Origin of the sequence: Streptococcus timonensis, assembly GCF_900095845.1 — a bacterium.
Taxonomy (GTDB): domain Bacteria; phylum Bacillota; class Bacilli; order Lactobacillales; family Streptococcaceae; genus Streptococcus; species Streptococcus timonensis.
Genome location: NZ_FMIX01000004.1, coordinates 1,192,284 through 1,205,329 on the forward strand (window position 1 = coordinate 1,192,284; position 13,046 = coordinate 1,205,329).

Here is a 13,046-nt window from a genome sequence, read left to right on the forward strand (position 1 = left end):
ATTTTTTAAAATGGCAAATCATCATCAGAGACACTGAATGGGTCAGCAGGTTGACTGAATGGGTTGTTATTTCCTGTGTAGTTGTTGCTAGGTTGAGCTGGAGCCTGTTCCTGTTGTTTATTGCGACTCTCTAACAGAGCGACACTCTCAGCGACTACCTCGGTCACATATCTACGCTGACCATCTTTTTCATAAGATCTAACCTGTAAGCGCCCTGTGAGTCCAATAAGTGAGCCCTTGCTACAATACTGAGCAATGATGTCAGCTGTGCCACGCCATGCTTGAAAGTTAATAAAATCAGCCTCACGGTCTCCATTTTCATTCTTGAAATTGCGATTGACTGCAAGTGTACCCTGCAAGCTAGATACATTGTTAGGCGTTTTTCGTAGATCAGGAGGCGCTACAAGCCTCCCAATCAAAGTGACATTGTTAATCATTTACTTTCCTCCCTGGATTTTCCAACCATTCAACCAGGTCATCATGATTGGCTTTGATATAGCGTTCAAATTCCTCAAATTGTAGGATAGCCCATCTTAATCTGTGCATACCCTCTCCAGCTTTTGAGCAAAAACCACAAACTTTAAATATAGGCTCAATCGTATTAATAATTTCTACAACTTGGCCATCAAGGTTCCATACATCATCTTGCTCTATCTTGAAATCTAAAATAAACTCATCTCCTAAATCATGGATGACTTGCAATCTCTTGCCATCTGAGTATATATAAATGCTATCAGATACTTTTCTAATCTCCATAGCTACACCTGTCTTTCACTGGCTTTTTTGACAGTGATAGCCTCTAAATTATCTGCAAGCTCATCCTGTTTTAACGGTTGCACAAGCCAACCAAAGCCTTTAACCCAGTAGTTTTTTCCATATTCAAAACCAGAGTCAGACAAAGCCTTTTTAAATCGTTCTTTTTCTTCCAGGTCTTTAAAAAATACTGTAAGTCCCATTTTTAGACTATAGTCATCAGAGTCATTCTCAGCCCCTCTGAGCTCGTTTGTCTCATTTTGAGGGATTTGCTCGCTATCCAAGATTTCGCCTGTCTCTGGGTCGAATTTTTGGGTCTCTGTTGATTTTGGCTGACTTGCTTGCTCAAGTTCTTGTCTTGCACGTTCCAGCTCTTGCTTTTCTTTTTGAAAAGCATAATCAGCCTTAATTTGCTCAAAGACCTCAGCAAGTGTCAAGTCTCTTAACATTCTGATATAAGGAGAGTCAGTCATCCCATACTCAGCACAGAGCCCTGAGATAGCTGATTTAGATTTCTCAAGCTCTTGCTGTTTCTGAAATTCAAATGTGATCATATCATCAAGGTTTTTCATGGTTGCTTTTTTAAGGGTCATCCCATCTGCCATGAAATCACTAGCTTTGATGTATTCTGTCGCTTTTTCGTCAAAGACTCTAGGATCTAGCATGTACTCAGCTGACTTGTTTGAGATGTAAGCCTTAACCGTGTCCAGTCTGACCATTTTTTGATGGTTCTCAAACTCTTTAACATCTACATCAATTTTCTCAATGATGTCTTTGAGTGGTTGAATAGCTTGCTTGATGTATTTATCAAACTCATCAGCAGGCTCAGACAATAACTTTTTATTTCGGATACGCTCATCAGAGACTTGTTTGTCTAATTTGCGTAGATTAGCAAGGACTTGCTTGTCATCCTTGATAGTAGAGGCTGTGACCGTGTAATTTTGATATTTAGTCACTACCTCATTGATATTTTGCTCAAATTTCTCACGGTCAATGATTTCAACCTGAGCCTGTGTGATCTTTACTTGTAATTCTTGCATGTTGCTCCTCCTTTTTTCTAAAATTCAAGTTCATTGTCATCTAGTAGCTCGCCTTGGATTGGTTCATGAGGTGACTCTTGCTCCATCTCAGGTACTGCAGAGTTTGCCTCTTGCTCTCTGTTAAATTGCTCAATCTGAGCCATTTTGCGTGCTACGACATCCTCACGGCTTTCTTGAGGTACTTGAGGCGTGACATCTTTAACCTCTCTCAATTCATCAGCCTCATAAAGTCCACCAAGCTCATTAGGAAAAGCATTCCTAAGAGCTGTCACTGTTGCTACTTTTTGTATCATAACTGCTGGCTTTTCATCCCATGTGTTAGGTTTATTTTCTTTGCCGTATTGATTGATTTTTCCCTCTTTTCTAATCTTTGAGTTATCGTACTCAGAGAAAGTGACCTCTGCTCTTGTTGGGTGTGTACGGTCTTTTCTATACACTACCGCCCACGCTCCTAAAATTTCTGCCCCTTTTGGTAAGAAAGCACCCTCAGAGCGTTGGATTTCACCATCTTTTTCATAAATTATCCCAGACTCCATCCCGTCATATTGAGGGTGAGCGTCAGCTTTTTTTTGGAATGCTTTTTGAGCTACAACTATTTGAGCTGGTTGGTTTCCGTATTTAATAAAATAAATCTCTCTCGTAAAAGGGTTTAGGTTTTGTACTCTTGCCTGAGCAATGAAATAAGCTAATTCCTCATCACTAGCTTTCCCTTGTGGGTCAAGATATTTTCTAACAATCCCACTTGTCAATGTCTGTGGGTCTTCTAAAAAATTTTTCTCTGCTGTTTGAATATCGTTTGTCATCTTCTCTTACCTCTATTATGTTTTAAATTCCAATTCTCACGCCTCAAGCGTTTATTTTCGTTTGCAAGGGCTACTATTTTATCCTGTTGCTCATCAATAATAGCGCCCAGCTCATAGCAAGTCCTAAGGTGTCTTTCTCTCCAATAGGCATTGTCCTCATAGTGCTCTCTATCCATAGGCTAACAATCTCCTACATAGAACCACTGACCAGCGCTAAATACATAATCAGCTGGGTCAAGCTCATCCTGAGGCTCAGTGGGTTGTAAGTAGTCCCTATCATAGTCAAAAGTCCCAAAAAGTCCTCTGTCCATCATTTGCCTCCATTGTTATAAATATCCTGAAAGACCTTGATTAGTTTTTCCTGATCGTAGATGATTTCAGAGCAATTTTTAAGACCTTGAGCAAGTTTAATATTTTCAGTAGATAGCTCATTTAGTAAGTCGTTTTTCTGTCTGATTTCCTCTTTACATTTTCTAAGTTCGATCTGCAGAGTTCTCACATTGACTAGATTGTCATTTTCTTGCTTTAGTTCTTTGATTGGCTCATCTGCCAAGATTTCATTTAGTCCAAAAAAGTCTTTTAATTTATTCCACATTTTCTTACTCCTCATCTTCCTCTGTCATGTTCTTCTCAATAGCCTCTTTTGGACTCATTCCATCTAATACATCCTTGATAGCATGTGATACATCATGGATAGCCTTTGATGGAGCTCTTAGCCCATTAGGTAAATTTAATAAATCAATAGTTAGTAAGGCAAATGCAGATAATTTATGTAGTTCCTCTTGTAGCTGTTCGATACGTTCAATCTTTTCCTGTTGTTGTTTAATGAGTTCTTTATCAGTCATGATTTTATACTCTCTTTCTTTTATTTAGATTAGTAGTAGTTTGTTGTAAGTTAGTAGTTATTACTAAGTTAGTGCCGTAAGGCTTAGATTATTGTATAGTTAGTACTTGTTATATAGTTAGTACTTATTAGACGGCAATTTTTAACATGGCAATTTTTAACATGGCAATTTTTAACATGGCAATTTTTAACATGGCAATTTTTAACATGGCAATTTTTAACATGGCAAAATCTTCCAAGTGTAAAATAACTCTATCTAGTTACCTGTGGATAACTCCTCTGCCAGATTACTCTTTAAGTAATTTTTATAGCTTTCTGACATGGGGCTGTCTGAGAAAAACCGTCTAAATTCTGTCCCATTCCCTCTGCCGTGGCTAATTCTCACAGATAGCAAGTACCCACACTGCTCTAGTATCTTGAAATGTCTATCCACTGTCCGCCTACTGATATTCAAGCGCCTAGCGATTTCCTCAGGGTATACAACCCAGTCAGGCTTATTAGTTAAAATCACCGTCAATATGCCTATTGTTGCTGGTTCAAGCCTGCTGTCTTGAGTGAAAGCATTATTTAACGCTGTATAGTTTTCGTGAGTGTTTCTTATGATGTACTGCATACCTCATATTTAAGCCCCTTTCTTCAAATGTCCTCTGATAATATCGTAGTATGAATGACCTGCAGGGATGATGTATCCTGACAGATTGTCAACCTGAGAACCATCTGCCATAATGTTTATGATCCGTGGTTCCCATTTCTTTTTTTTTGATTTCATGATATAATCACCTTATAAGTATTTTTCTGAGTCCCTCAATGGAATTGCCGTTCCAGAGGGGCTTTTTCTTATCCTGTTAAGTATTCCTGATTTAGAAACTTGTTGATAAAGTACTGTTGACCTTTACCAGTTACAAGTGGTGTCTTGCTAACTGTGATGTGGCCGTCAGCATGTGTGATACTGGTTTCTTTGACTCTGATAAGTCCCATCTCTACGCTCTTTTGTGTTGGCATGTTCCAATCACGCCCGTTACGCTTGATGAGATACCCATGAGCTCTGAGCCAACTAAATAAGCGATTAGCTCCCATATCTACCCCATTCTGTTTGAGTAGTTTAGCAAGCTCTCCAACTAATATAGATGAGTGACTTGCACTGACTGCCTCAGCAAATAGTACCTTAGGACGGTCAGCCTCAATTTTAGCCTCTAGCTGATGGACTTTCTTGTCAGCCATGAGCAAGGCTCTTGCCATGATTTTCTCAGGGCTATTAAAGTCCTTTTCTACTTGTATAAAGTATTGTCTGACTTGTTTGCCTCGTTCCGTTCGCTGGATCATAGCAATTTCTTTGGCCATGTCTAGCTTGATGATGTGATCTACTCTGTTATGACCTCCTCTCCCTGTTTGCTGCTCATTTTTGAGAAGCAAAAAATCTTGATTTTCTGCAAAACCATAGTCAATCATTCGATTAAACCAGTCTGCATATTTTGTTTTGACCTCTAGCGCCTCATGTAGCTGTCTACCTGACACTACTGGCTCATGGTTATCATTAAGAGTTACGTTGATAAGTTCATTCATATTTGCCCCTTTCTAGTTTTGGAACCCTCTAATTTCAGCACCTCGTAAAAATAGATTTTTGAAGAATTTCTAGCATTAAAACGCTCAATATATTCTCTAATTACTGCGCCATATCTACGACGGCTTGGTATTGTTAGCTCTATTATGAACTCACTCAAGTCTCCATTTGGACGCTCTTTAAACATTTTTACAGTCGCTGTTTTCATTCAGACCCTCTCCTTTCTTTGTTGTCGTTTTCGCAACTTTTGGAGTAAAAAAATACTGCTAGAAATCTTCCATCTTGATACCTAGCAATTCTGCCAGCTTGCTTGCCTCTGAGAATGTAAAATCTCGCCCTTTGTATCGGTTGAGCTTTACACTCAATGTTGACTTATCCATCCCTAACTTATCAGCAATATCATTCTGTTTCAATCCTTTTGAGACAATGATACCCTTTAAATTATGGTATGGTTTATCTAATTCCAATACACCTGCCATAGACATCTCCTTTCTTTTTTGTTGCGTTTTCGCAACCTTGATGATTTTAGTATACACCTTTATTTTTTCGTTGTCAACAACTTTTTTTATTTTTTTTAAAAATATTTGTGTTTTCGCAACTTTTATGGTATTCTATCTATAGAAAAGGAGCAACAACTATGATAGGAAATAAAATAAAAGAGCTTAGAAAAAGCCATAATCTAACTCTTGAGGAGTTAGCTGATACTCTTAATAAAGAATATCCTGACACTATCAATTTTAACAAGGGTAGAATTTCAAAATGGGAAAATAACAAGGAGGAGCCTAGACTCTCATCTGTCAAAATCCTTGCTGATTTCTTTGATGTGCCATTAGATTATTTTAACGGCATTGATTTAGAACAAGCTGAAATTTTGCCTGTATATAGTAAACTTTCAAGGGATAGACAAGAAAAAGTCTTGTATTATGCTCAGACTCAACTTGAGGAGCAAGAGAATGATACCCCTCTATCTATTTTTGAAAAGCCTCAGGATAATTTTGTCACAGCTTATGTTGAGGGGTTAGTAGCTGCAGGTTATGGAGCATTTCAAGAGGATAATTTACACATGGAAGTTAGACTCAGAGCCGAAGATGTGCCAGACAGTTATGATACTATCGCTAAAGTGGCTGGGGACTCTATGGAGCCACTTATAGATGATAATGACTTATTATTTATCAAAGTTGCTAGTCAGATTGATGTCAACTCTATTGGTATTTTCCAGGTGAACGGCAAAAACTTTGTTAAAAAACTTAAAAGAGACTATAATGGATCATGGTATCTACAAAGTCTAAATAATAGCTATGAGGAAATACCACTCACAGAAAATGATGACATCCGTACAATAGGTGAAGTCGTTGAAATCTATAAACCATAAAAAAGGAGAAAATATAATGAAAAAATTAAAATTATTTGTAGGGGGCTTTCTAGTCCTAGCTGTACTTGGCTTTATTTTGCAAGCTCTAGGGTTAGCGCCTAAGACAGAAATACCTGAAACACCTAAGGTTACTACTCAGGCCTCAACAAGTGAGGTTAAAGAGGAGAAAAAAGACACTACAGAGACCACAGAGGCAAGCTCTAAAACTAATGATAAACTGCCACGTATTTCAGCAGATCAGATGGCTAGTTTTATTGACTACTTTAAACAAGATTTGACTGATAAAGGGGTTGATATTTCTACATATACTTTTTATAACAAAGACACCATCTTATATGTGAAAGTTCCAAATGATTATAAATACTACTCCAAGACTGACCTGCAAGCATTTGCTGATGGTTTGAAAGCAAAAGAGCATGAGGCTTTTAATGTTTGGGCTGGGATCAATGGAGTTGATTTTAATTTATATCCAATGTTACACATCAAGACAGATGATGGAGACTCACTTGTATCTCAGAAATTAAGTGGAGATATGGAAGTGAAAATTAAATAAAAAAAGACCTCACGCTCACAAAGTTTGGCGACTCTGAGCATGAGGCATGATGTATAGAAAGATAGGCATTAAAAAGCCCTCTTTTCTATACCCTATTTTATCAAAAAGGGGGTACAAAAGCAATGAAATCAACAAATAAAGTGGCTATCTATGTCAGAGTGTCCACTACCAATCAGGCTGAGGAGGGGTACTCTATAGATGAGCAAATAGATAAGCTAGAGGCTTACTGTAAAATTAAGGACTGGACTGTCTACAAAGTCTATACTGATGGAGGTTTTTCAGGATCTAACACTGAAAGACCAGCGCTAGAAAAACTTATCAAAGACGCTAACAAGAAAAAAATTGATACCGTGCTAGTCTATAAGCTAGACCGTCTTAGTCGTAGTCAGAAAGATACACTATTTTTGATTGAGGATGTATTCATCAAGAATGGGATTGAATTTCTGAGCTTACAAGAGAATTTTGACACCTCTACGCCTTTTGGCAAGGCTATGATAGGACTTTTGAGCGTGTTTGCTCAGCTGGAGCGTGAACAAATCAAGGAAAGAATGCAACTGGGTAAGCTAGGCCGTGCTAAAGCTGGGAAATCTATGATGTGGAATAAGACATCATATGGTTACGATTACCATAAAGAGACAGGTACAGTGACCATCAATCCAGCACAGTCACTAGCTATCAAATTCATCTTTGAGAGCTACCTATCAGGTAGATCAGTCACTAAGTTAAGAGATGACCTAAATGACAAGTACCCTAAACCGATACCGTGGAGTTATAGAGCTGTCAGGACGATTTTAGACAACCCTGTCTACTGTGGTTATAATCAATATTTAGGAGAAATATACAAGGGAAACCATGAGCCTATTATCACAAAAGAAGTCTATGATAAAACCCAAAAAGAGCTCAAAATCAGGCAAAGAACTGCAGCCGAAAACGTCAACCCTAGGCCATTCCAGGCAAAGTATATGCTATCTGGTATCGTTCAATGTGGCTACTGTCTAGCTCCTTTAAAAATCTTGATGGGCGTGATTAGAAAAGATGGCACTAGGTTTATAAAATATGAGTGTCATCAAAGGCACCCTAAAAAAACAAAGGGAGTCACTACCTACAATGATAACAAAAAGTGTGACTCAGGTTTTTACTACAAGGATGACATTGAGGCCTTTGTCTTGCAAGAGGTCAATAAGCTACAGCATGACACTGATTATTTAGATGAAATCTTTTCAGACAACCAAAAAGAGGCTATCGACCGTGCTAGTTATCAAAAACAGATACAAGAATTGACTAAGAAAATCAGTAGACTTAATGACCTATACATAGATGACAGAATTACCCTAGAAGAATTACAAGCAAAATCTGCTGAGTTTCTAAATATGAGAGCCTTGCTAGAAAAAGAGCTAGAGGATGATCCAGCACTCAAACAAGAGGAAACTAAAAATACTATCAAGCAATCTCTGAGCAAAGGAGACATCTTAAAGATGGACTATGAGGCTCAAAGGGACATAGTTAGAGCCTTGATCAAGAAAGTACAAGTCACAGCTGATAGCATTCTTATCAAGTGGAGAATATAGAGAGAATTTTACTATCCCTCATTTCAAATAAAGGTGTGCTATTCTCTTTATTTTCTTAAAAAATCAATAATTTTACTATCCCTCATTTCAAATAAAGGTGTGCTATTCTCTTTATTTTCTTAAAAAATCAATAATTTTACTATCCCTCATTTCAATCAAGGATACTAAAATTATCACTTAAAAAACAAAAAAACCACAAGCATAAGCCTGTGGTTTCTGTTTGTATAATTAACTTGAAATTCTTTCTGTTATATTTTATTTTTCTGCTTTAGCCTGAGCCAATGTAATCAGTCCATCAGGCTCTACCTCAAACTCAGGCTTGTCAGCAAGTGACCCGTCATCCTTGAGATAGTACCAGCCAGTTCCATCTGCTGATTTAACAAAGGCATTAGATACCATTGATCCTTTTTGATAGTCTAAGAAATACCATGTTTCCTTATATTTGACCCATCCTGTGACCATAGCGCCCTGATTATCAAAATAGTACCAGCTATTATCAATCAATACCCATCCAGTGGCCATAGCGCCATTTGGTAATAAATAGTACCAGTTAGTGTCTGAGTGTTTATGCCATGTGTTAGCTTTCATGTAGCCATTGCTATCAAAGAAATACCAGACATCATCAATAACTTGCCATTTATTAGTAGGATATGTGCCATCTTCATTGACATACCACCACCCCGTACTATTATTGTGCCATCCAGCCTCTGCTTTGGCCTCTCCTAGCATTTCCTGAACGGTTGATCCTAGACTTTGATAGTGCTTGATTTTAGCAATGACATAATCTCTAAGACTATCATTATAGCCACCGTGCAAAGCTAAAGAACGTGCAGGGCATGAGGTGCTTGAAAATTCATTGTGGAATTTGATGTTTGAATAGTTCGGAGTATCACCATAATAGGTCATATCCTCAGCCATCTGTCTCAAGACCATGTTTTCATTTTCAATAAATTCAGCGTCTGAGGCATTATATTGCTGACAAACTTCATAGCTGATAGAGTTCATGTTAGCGTCATAGTTAGCAGCTGACCAGGTGCCACTGTATGTATTTTCAACTCTTGCAATAGTGTCACGGTTAATGTAATAGTGAGCAAATCCTAGAGCTGACTGACCGTTATTATATCGTGAGCGTAACCAACTCACATAACTCTCAGGGGTCATGGAGCCAGCGTCATTGTGCAGAATATAGTATTTTGGCTTATGTGTAGGTCTTGCCCCAGCAATTCCATTAAATACATTAGTATTGATAATTTCTACCATTTAAAATTTCCTTTCATGTTATGGGAGAGTTGTTGGCCATGGTTCACTAGTTAAGTACGAGATAGAACTTACACGGATGTCCCCAATGTCTCTATCGGTAGGTACAGGGTCAGTAAATTGGAAGCGTAGCATGTTACTGTCTCCGTACCCTCCAAGATACCATGTACCGTATGGTGTGCCTTTATCGTTGTAAATACCACCAATTAAAGATGACTCTGAACGAAAGCCATAAGGAACTCCACTCAACCCTAAAATATAGCAGTTTCTTTCCTTGTCGCTTCCTTGTGGACTATATCCAGCACCACCTCTACGAACGACACCGAACCATCCCCAAGAAAGTCCACCGAATTGATACATGACTGTATCGTTTTTTCTTCGCACTTTCAAAAATGAAGAACCTAGTTTCGACTGAATATTCAAAGTTCGCCAACCAGTATCACCAGTTAGCACCTCCCATCCTTGATTGTCAGTGCCTCGTCTTTTAATCCATTTCAAAGCGCCATTTGTGGCTACTGTGTCCACATAGGTAGTTCCTACTGGTGCTACAACCTTACCATTAGGCATGCCTTGACCGTGGATTTCATACTCATTGACTTGTCCACTTGTATTAGCTGGAGCGCTTGGCAAGACAACACTGCCACCACCACCAGACAAACTAAGAGTGGTACCGTTAAGATTGAGCCTTTGAGGTTCTTTTTGTTCAATGAGAGAAAGTCTTTGCTTGACTCCACTGTCATTATACGGCTGAGGGATTTCTGATTTTTTAGCATACTCATCTAAATTTTGATGTTGAGTAAGGTAGCCCTTACCAGCTAGAGCCTCCTCAGTCACAAATTTTGAGGTATCTACCTCTTTTTTGTTTTCAAGAGTCTCAACTCGTTTCTTGAGCTCGGTATCATTGTAGGGGTCAGGTAGCTCTGAGTGTTTAACGTAGTCATCCAAGCTCTGATGTTGAGTCAAGTACCCTTTGCCATCTAATTCTGACTTAGTGACTAAATCGCTAGTGTCCACACCTGGCTTATTCTCTAAGGCCACTACACGCTCTACAAGTGGCTTGTCATCATAGATGGTGTCATTGTCAGGCTTGGCCTTTAAAGCCTTGATGTCGTCCAAAATACTGACCACATCACTCTGATTAGCCTTACTTGCAAGCTCAGCTCTTAGCTCACTATCATCATAAGCTGCGCCTGGAGTGTTATTTTTAGGTAGCAAGCTCTCAAGCTCATCCTTTGTCACAATGTTATTGACATCTATGACACGCTTTGTCTGCGACTCCATAACAGGTGCCTGAGTAGCCTTGTCAATCTCACTAACTTTCACATGGAAAGAGAAAGCATATACATCAGCTGATTTTTTAACCTTTTCAAAATAGATGTACCCTACTACTGTCTCACTTGCAATTATCAAAGAATTGTCAAATTTGACTGTAAAACTATTGCCCTCTGTGGTAGCCTCTACCTCTTTATAGCGATTGGTGCCCTTAAAATGAAAGAGACAGATGACTTTCTCAGCTGTCAACTCATTAATAGTAAAGTGAAATTCAGCTATCTCTTTATCTTTACTGTAGAGCTCATGCTGGAGCTTATCAATTCCCCTGATATTGCTTGTCAGCTCTATCTTTTTGCTGATAATTTTTTCCAATTTTTGCCCTCCTTTCTAATAAAAAAGAGAGCCTAGTAGGCTCTCTATGTTTAATCTTTGCTAGGCTCTGTATATGTCATAGCTCTTGAGCTGTCTGACAAACCTGCTGTAGTAGGGTCAGGCACAATATTTAGAGCGCTCACGATTGAGAGCCCAATAAGGTAGGGATTGCCTAAGAATTTCAAAAACAATTCATAAACCCCAGCCCAGCTAGTCAAATCCTCAAATTTTAACCCAAAATAGGTCAAAATAGGTAGGATGATAGCAAGTAATAAACGAATAACAAACGCTCTATTATTAAAACGTACTAGCCAGTTAATTTTCATGTTTTAACTCCTCACTTCTAAAATGTTGTATTTTTGGTAAAGGCTATCTATATAGCCGTTACCACCTAAATTTTTATAGCTCTTGTGCATTTTGTGGATCACATCAGACTCATGTACTGTAGTATATCCACGGTTAATAGCTGTGGTCATGTCTCTCTCTAGTCTTAAATACATAGTGACTAGATGAGCCTCATCATGTACCAGCAATTTTTTATTGACATCTAAAAGCATTTCATTATTTGAGTGCCCTAGGTCTTGCACAGTCTCTACTGTATGTTGAATAGTGCCTAACTCGTTTTTGAGTTCATTAAATTGCTGCTTATTCAAATTGGCTGACTTGCTTGCTGTAAGCCCAAACCATCCAGTAGCAATAACACCAACAGTAGGGGCTAGATGTGCTATTAAATCTGATATAGTCACGCTTGCCCCCCTTTCTTATTGTGGCACTGCCTCAGTATTTAGTTCTGTGCTTGTTGTTGGAGTATTTTCTTTTGGTGGTTCCCATTTCCAAATGCCTAACTTACCATTTCTCTCAAGGTCTGCTAGTTCTTTTACTGTCTGACCTTGATAAGTAAACGGCTCATTCACTTGCACCATGACACGCTTGCCCTCTTGGAATTGCTCACCGTGTTCAGGGTTTTCAATCGTGAAAATATCGTGAGGTTGATAGACTTTTCCAACTTCGCCAAGGTCTACCAATTCAAGACCACGCTTGAATACTGTAGGGTCTAGTGGGTTGTCCACATCTGTCACTCTTGCAAGTACAGCCCAGTTAGCAATGGCTTTGACAGCGTTAATAGCGTTGTCTTTCTCCTCAAGTTTCTTATCATAAGTTCGCTCTTGGATTTTTAATTCCTCTTGTAGCTGTTTGACACCCTCAGCAGGGTTAAACTCTGTGGCTACCAATCCAAGCACAGCCTCAATCAACGCACTATCAGACTCATTTGTACGGTCTCCACTCAATACACGGTCAAAGGCTGTGTAGGGTGCCTCTTGACGGATAGCCACAAAAGTTCTATTACTATCTTGCAAATATTTGCTAATTACTTTAAATTCCATAAATATTATCCTTTCTCAATTTGTCTTGCTTTTACTTCCTCATAGAGGTTTTTGAGTTGCTCATCAGATTGTAAAATCTTATTCATTCCCTCAAAACCTAACTTGATATTTTCTAAGTTCCTCAACGCCTCATCACGCTCATCTTTAACTTGTTGTAATTCAGCTAGTGCCTCATCACGCTCAGCTTTGTCATACGCTCCATTTACAGTCTTATTAGCTAACTCAATAGCTAACTGATTGATAACATTATCTACTGTGCTCATTTA

Annotated in this window: 22 protein-coding genes; 3 read left to right on the top strand and 19 right to left on the bottom strand. The window is 38.6% G+C overall.

Annotation, left to right across the window (positions count from 1 at the left end; translation table 11 throughout):
* Positions 1-5: 5 nt before the first annotated feature.
* The 13 genes from ssb to BQ2679_RS09760 form a co-directional block, all read right to left on the bottom strand.
* Positions 6-437 carry a single-stranded DNA-binding protein gene (gene ssb / locus BQ2679_RS09710; protein ID WP_075567968.1) on the bottom strand — a complete coding sequence of 144 codons (432 nt, stop codon included), beginning with the start codon at positions 435-437 and terminating at the stop codon, positions 6-8.
* Positions 430-756 (bottom strand): hypothetical protein, encoded by a 327-nt coding sequence (locus BQ2679_RS09715; RefSeq protein WP_075567969.1) that lies wholly within the window; start codon positions 754-756, stop codon positions 430-432. Before BQ2679_RS09715 ends, ssb begins: the two co-directional genes overlap by 8 nt.
* A gap of 2 nt (positions 757-758) precedes the next feature.
* The gene (locus BQ2679_RS09720; protein ID WP_075567970.1) at positions 759-1,793 is read right to left on the bottom strand and encodes a DUF1351 domain-containing protein; all 1,035 of its coding nucleotides are present in this window, start codon (positions 1,791-1,793) and stop codon (positions 759-761) included.
* Positions 1,794-1,810: 17 nt separating this feature from the next.
* Positions 1,811-2,596, bottom strand: a complete 786-nt coding sequence (bet, locus tag BQ2679_RS09725) for a phage recombination protein Bet (protein ID WP_075567971.1) — start codon at positions 2,594-2,596, stop codon at positions 1,811-1,813.
* Positions 2,593-2,772: a hypothetical protein gene (locus BQ2679_RS09730; protein ID WP_075567972.1), complete on the bottom strand. Its 180-nt coding sequence runs from the start codon at positions 2,770-2,772 to the stop codon at positions 2,593-2,595. The genes bet and BQ2679_RS09730 overlap by 4 nt, the downstream gene beginning before the upstream one ends.
* A 3-nt stretch (positions 2,773-2,775) precedes the next feature.
* Positions 2,776-2,910: a hypothetical protein gene (locus BQ2679_RS11170; RefSeq protein WP_280136855.1), complete on the bottom strand. Its 135-nt coding sequence runs from the start codon at positions 2,908-2,910 to the stop codon at positions 2,776-2,778.
* The gene (locus tag BQ2679_RS09735; RefSeq protein ID WP_075567973.1) at positions 2,907-3,191 is read right to left on the bottom strand and encodes a hypothetical protein; all 285 of its coding nucleotides are present in this window, start codon (positions 3,189-3,191) and stop codon (positions 2,907-2,909) included. The genes BQ2679_RS11170 and BQ2679_RS09735 overlap by 4 nt, the downstream gene beginning before the upstream one ends.
* Before the next feature lie 4 nt (positions 3,192-3,195).
* Positions 3,196-3,441, bottom strand: a complete 246-nt coding sequence (locus BQ2679_RS09740) for a hypothetical protein (RefSeq protein ID WP_075567974.1) — start codon at positions 3,439-3,441, stop codon at positions 3,196-3,198.
* Between the two features lie 255 nt (positions 3,442-3,696).
* On the bottom strand, positions 3,697-4,053 hold the full coding sequence (locus BQ2679_RS09745; protein ID WP_075567975.1) for a helix-turn-helix domain-containing protein: 357 nt from the start codon (positions 4,051-4,053) through the stop codon (positions 3,697-3,699).
* A 9-nt stretch (positions 4,054-4,062) separates the two neighbouring features.
* Complete coding sequence (locus BQ2679_RS10915; protein WP_167350224.1) at positions 4,063-4,209, bottom strand: BOW99_gp33 family protein; 147 nt, start codon at positions 4,207-4,209, stop codon at positions 4,063-4,065.
* A gap of 68 nt (positions 4,210-4,277) precedes the next feature.
* The gene (locus tag BQ2679_RS09750) at positions 4,278-5,003 is read right to left on the bottom strand and encodes a phage antirepressor KilAC domain-containing protein (protein WP_075567976.1); all 726 of its coding nucleotides are present in this window, start codon (positions 5,001-5,003) and stop codon (positions 4,278-4,280) included.
* Positions 5,000-5,209: a hypothetical protein gene (locus BQ2679_RS09755; protein WP_075567977.1), complete on the bottom strand. Its 210-nt coding sequence runs from the start codon at positions 5,207-5,209 to the stop codon at positions 5,000-5,002. The genes BQ2679_RS09750 and BQ2679_RS09755 overlap by 4 nt, the downstream gene beginning before the upstream one ends.
* Before the next feature lie 58 nt (positions 5,210-5,267).
* Complete coding sequence (locus BQ2679_RS09760; RefSeq protein WP_075567978.1) at positions 5,268-5,480, bottom strand: helix-turn-helix domain-containing protein; 213 nt, start codon at positions 5,478-5,480, stop codon at positions 5,268-5,270.
* 158 nt (positions 5,481-5,638) lie between these two features.
* On the opposite strand from BQ2679_RS09760, the gene BQ2679_RS09765 reads away from it, so the two are divergent.
* The 3 genes from BQ2679_RS09765 to BQ2679_RS09775 all read left to right on the top strand — a co-directional run bounded on the left by BQ2679_RS09765 (position 5,639) and on the right by BQ2679_RS09775 (position 8,494).
* On the top strand, positions 5,639-6,373 hold the full coding sequence (locus tag BQ2679_RS09765; protein ID WP_075567979.1) for a helix-turn-helix domain-containing protein: 735 nt from the start codon (positions 5,639-5,641) through the stop codon (positions 6,371-6,373).
* Positions 6,374-6,389: 16 nt separating this feature from the next.
* Positions 6,390-6,926 (top strand): hypothetical protein, encoded by a 537-nt coding sequence (locus tag BQ2679_RS09770; protein ID WP_075567980.1) that lies wholly within the window; start codon positions 6,390-6,392, stop codon positions 6,924-6,926.
* Between the two features lie 122 nt (positions 6,927-7,048).
* Positions 7,049-8,494 (top strand): recombinase family protein, encoded by a 1,446-nt coding sequence (locus BQ2679_RS09775; protein ID WP_075567981.1) that lies wholly within the window; start codon positions 7,049-7,051, stop codon positions 8,492-8,494.
* Positions 8,495-8,749: 255 nt separating this feature from the next.
* Here BQ2679_RS09775 and BQ2679_RS09780 read toward each other — a convergent pair whose 3' ends face one another.
* From BQ2679_RS09780 to BQ2679_RS09805, 6 genes are read right to left on the bottom strand one after another with little or no spacing between them, the layout of a single operon-like run.
* Complete coding sequence (locus tag BQ2679_RS09780) at positions 8,750-9,754, bottom strand: N-acetylmuramoyl-L-alanine amidase (RefSeq protein ID WP_075567936.1); 1,005 nt, start codon at positions 9,752-9,754, stop codon at positions 8,750-8,752.
* A gap of 18 nt (positions 9,755-9,772) precedes the next feature.
* Complete coding sequence (locus BQ2679_RS10920) at positions 9,773-11,395, bottom strand: collagen-like protein (protein ID WP_075567937.1); 1,623 nt, start codon at positions 11,393-11,395, stop codon at positions 9,773-9,775.
* A gap of 50 nt (positions 11,396-11,445) precedes the next feature.
* Entirely contained in the window at positions 11,446-11,721 is a 276-nt protein-coding gene (locus BQ2679_RS09790) for a phage holin (RefSeq protein WP_075567938.1), read from the bottom strand.
* A gap of 3 nt (positions 11,722-11,724) precedes the next feature.
* Positions 11,725-12,141, bottom strand: a complete 417-nt coding sequence (locus BQ2679_RS09795) for a hypothetical protein (RefSeq protein ID WP_075567939.1) — start codon at positions 12,139-12,141, stop codon at positions 11,725-11,727.
* Positions 12,142-12,156: 15 nt separating this feature from the next.
* On the bottom strand, positions 12,157-12,780 hold the full coding sequence (locus BQ2679_RS09800; RefSeq protein WP_075567940.1) for a hypothetical protein: 624 nt from the start codon (positions 12,778-12,780) through the stop codon (positions 12,157-12,159).
* Positions 12,781-12,785: 5 nt separating this feature from the next.
* Positions 12,786-13,043, bottom strand: a complete 258-nt coding sequence (locus tag BQ2679_RS09805; protein WP_075567941.1) for a hypothetical protein — start codon at positions 13,041-13,043, stop codon at positions 12,786-12,788.
* Positions 13,044-13,046: the final 3 nt, after the last annotated feature.

Bases quoted from the DNA above. Each gene is read 5' to 3' on its own strand.
- ssb (WP_075567968.1), bottom strand. From the start codon at position 437: ATGATTAACAATGTCACTTTGATTGGGAGGCTTGTAGCGCCTCCTGAT.
- BQ2679_RS09715 (WP_075567969.1), bottom strand. From the start codon at position 756: ATGGAGATTAGAAAAGTATCTGATAGCATTTATATATACTCAGATGGC.
- BQ2679_RS09720 (WP_075567970.1), bottom strand. From the start codon at position 1,793: ATGCAAGAATTACAAGTAAAGATCACACAGGCTCAGGTTGAAATCATT.
- bet (WP_075567971.1), bottom strand. From the start codon at position 2,596: ATGACAAACGATATTCAAACAGCAGAGAAAAATTTTTTAGAAGACCCA.
- BQ2679_RS09730 (WP_075567972.1), bottom strand. From the start codon at position 2,772: ATGGATAGAGAGCACTATGAGGACAATGCCTATTGGAGAGAAAGACAC.
- BQ2679_RS11170 (WP_280136855.1), bottom strand. From the start codon at position 2,910: ATGATGGACAGAGGACTTTTTGGGACTTTTGACTATGATAGGGACTAC.
- BQ2679_RS09735 (WP_075567973.1), bottom strand. From the start codon at position 3,191: ATGTGGAATAAATTAAAAGACTTTTTTGGACTAAATGAAATCTTGGCA.
- BQ2679_RS09740 (WP_075567974.1), bottom strand. From the start codon at position 3,441: ATGACTGATAAAGAACTCATTAAACAACAACAGGAAAAGATTGAACGT.
- BQ2679_RS09745 (WP_075567975.1), bottom strand. From the start codon at position 4,053: ATGCAGTACATCATAAGAAACACTCACGAAAACTATACAGCGTTAAAT.
- BQ2679_RS10915 (WP_167350224.1), bottom strand. From the start codon at position 4,209: ATGAAATCAAAAAAAAAGAAATGGGAACCACGGATCATAAACATTATG.
- BQ2679_RS09750 (WP_075567976.1), bottom strand. From the start codon at position 5,003: ATGAATGAACTTATCAACGTAACTCTTAATGATAACCATGAGCCAGTA.
- BQ2679_RS09755 (WP_075567977.1), bottom strand. From the start codon at position 5,209: ATGAAAACAGCGACTGTAAAAATGTTTAAAGAGCGTCCAAATGGAGAC.
- BQ2679_RS09760 (WP_075567978.1), bottom strand. From the start codon at position 5,480: ATGGCAGGTGTATTGGAATTAGATAAACCATACCATAATTTAAAGGGT.
- BQ2679_RS09765 (WP_075567979.1), top strand. From the start codon at position 5,639: ATGATAGGAAATAAAATAAAAGAGCTTAGAAAAAGCCATAATCTAACT.
- BQ2679_RS09770 (WP_075567980.1), top strand. From the start codon at position 6,390: ATGAAAAAATTAAAATTATTTGTAGGGGGCTTTCTAGTCCTAGCTGTA.
- BQ2679_RS09775 (WP_075567981.1), top strand. From the start codon at position 7,049: ATGAAATCAACAAATAAAGTGGCTATCTATGTCAGAGTGTCCACTACC.
- BQ2679_RS09780 (WP_075567936.1), bottom strand. From the start codon at position 9,754: ATGGTAGAAATTATCAATACTAATGTATTTAATGGAATTGCTGGGGCA.
- BQ2679_RS09790 (WP_075567938.1), bottom strand. From the start codon at position 11,721: ATGAAAATTAACTGGCTAGTACGTTTTAATAATAGAGCGTTTGTTATT.
- BQ2679_RS09800 (WP_075567940.1), bottom strand. From the start codon at position 12,780: ATGGAATTTAAAGTAATTAGCAAATATTTGCAAGATAGTAATAGAACT.
- BQ2679_RS09805 (WP_075567941.1), bottom strand. From the start codon at position 13,043: ATGAGCACAGTAGATAATGTTATCAATCAGTTAGCTATTGAGTTAGCT.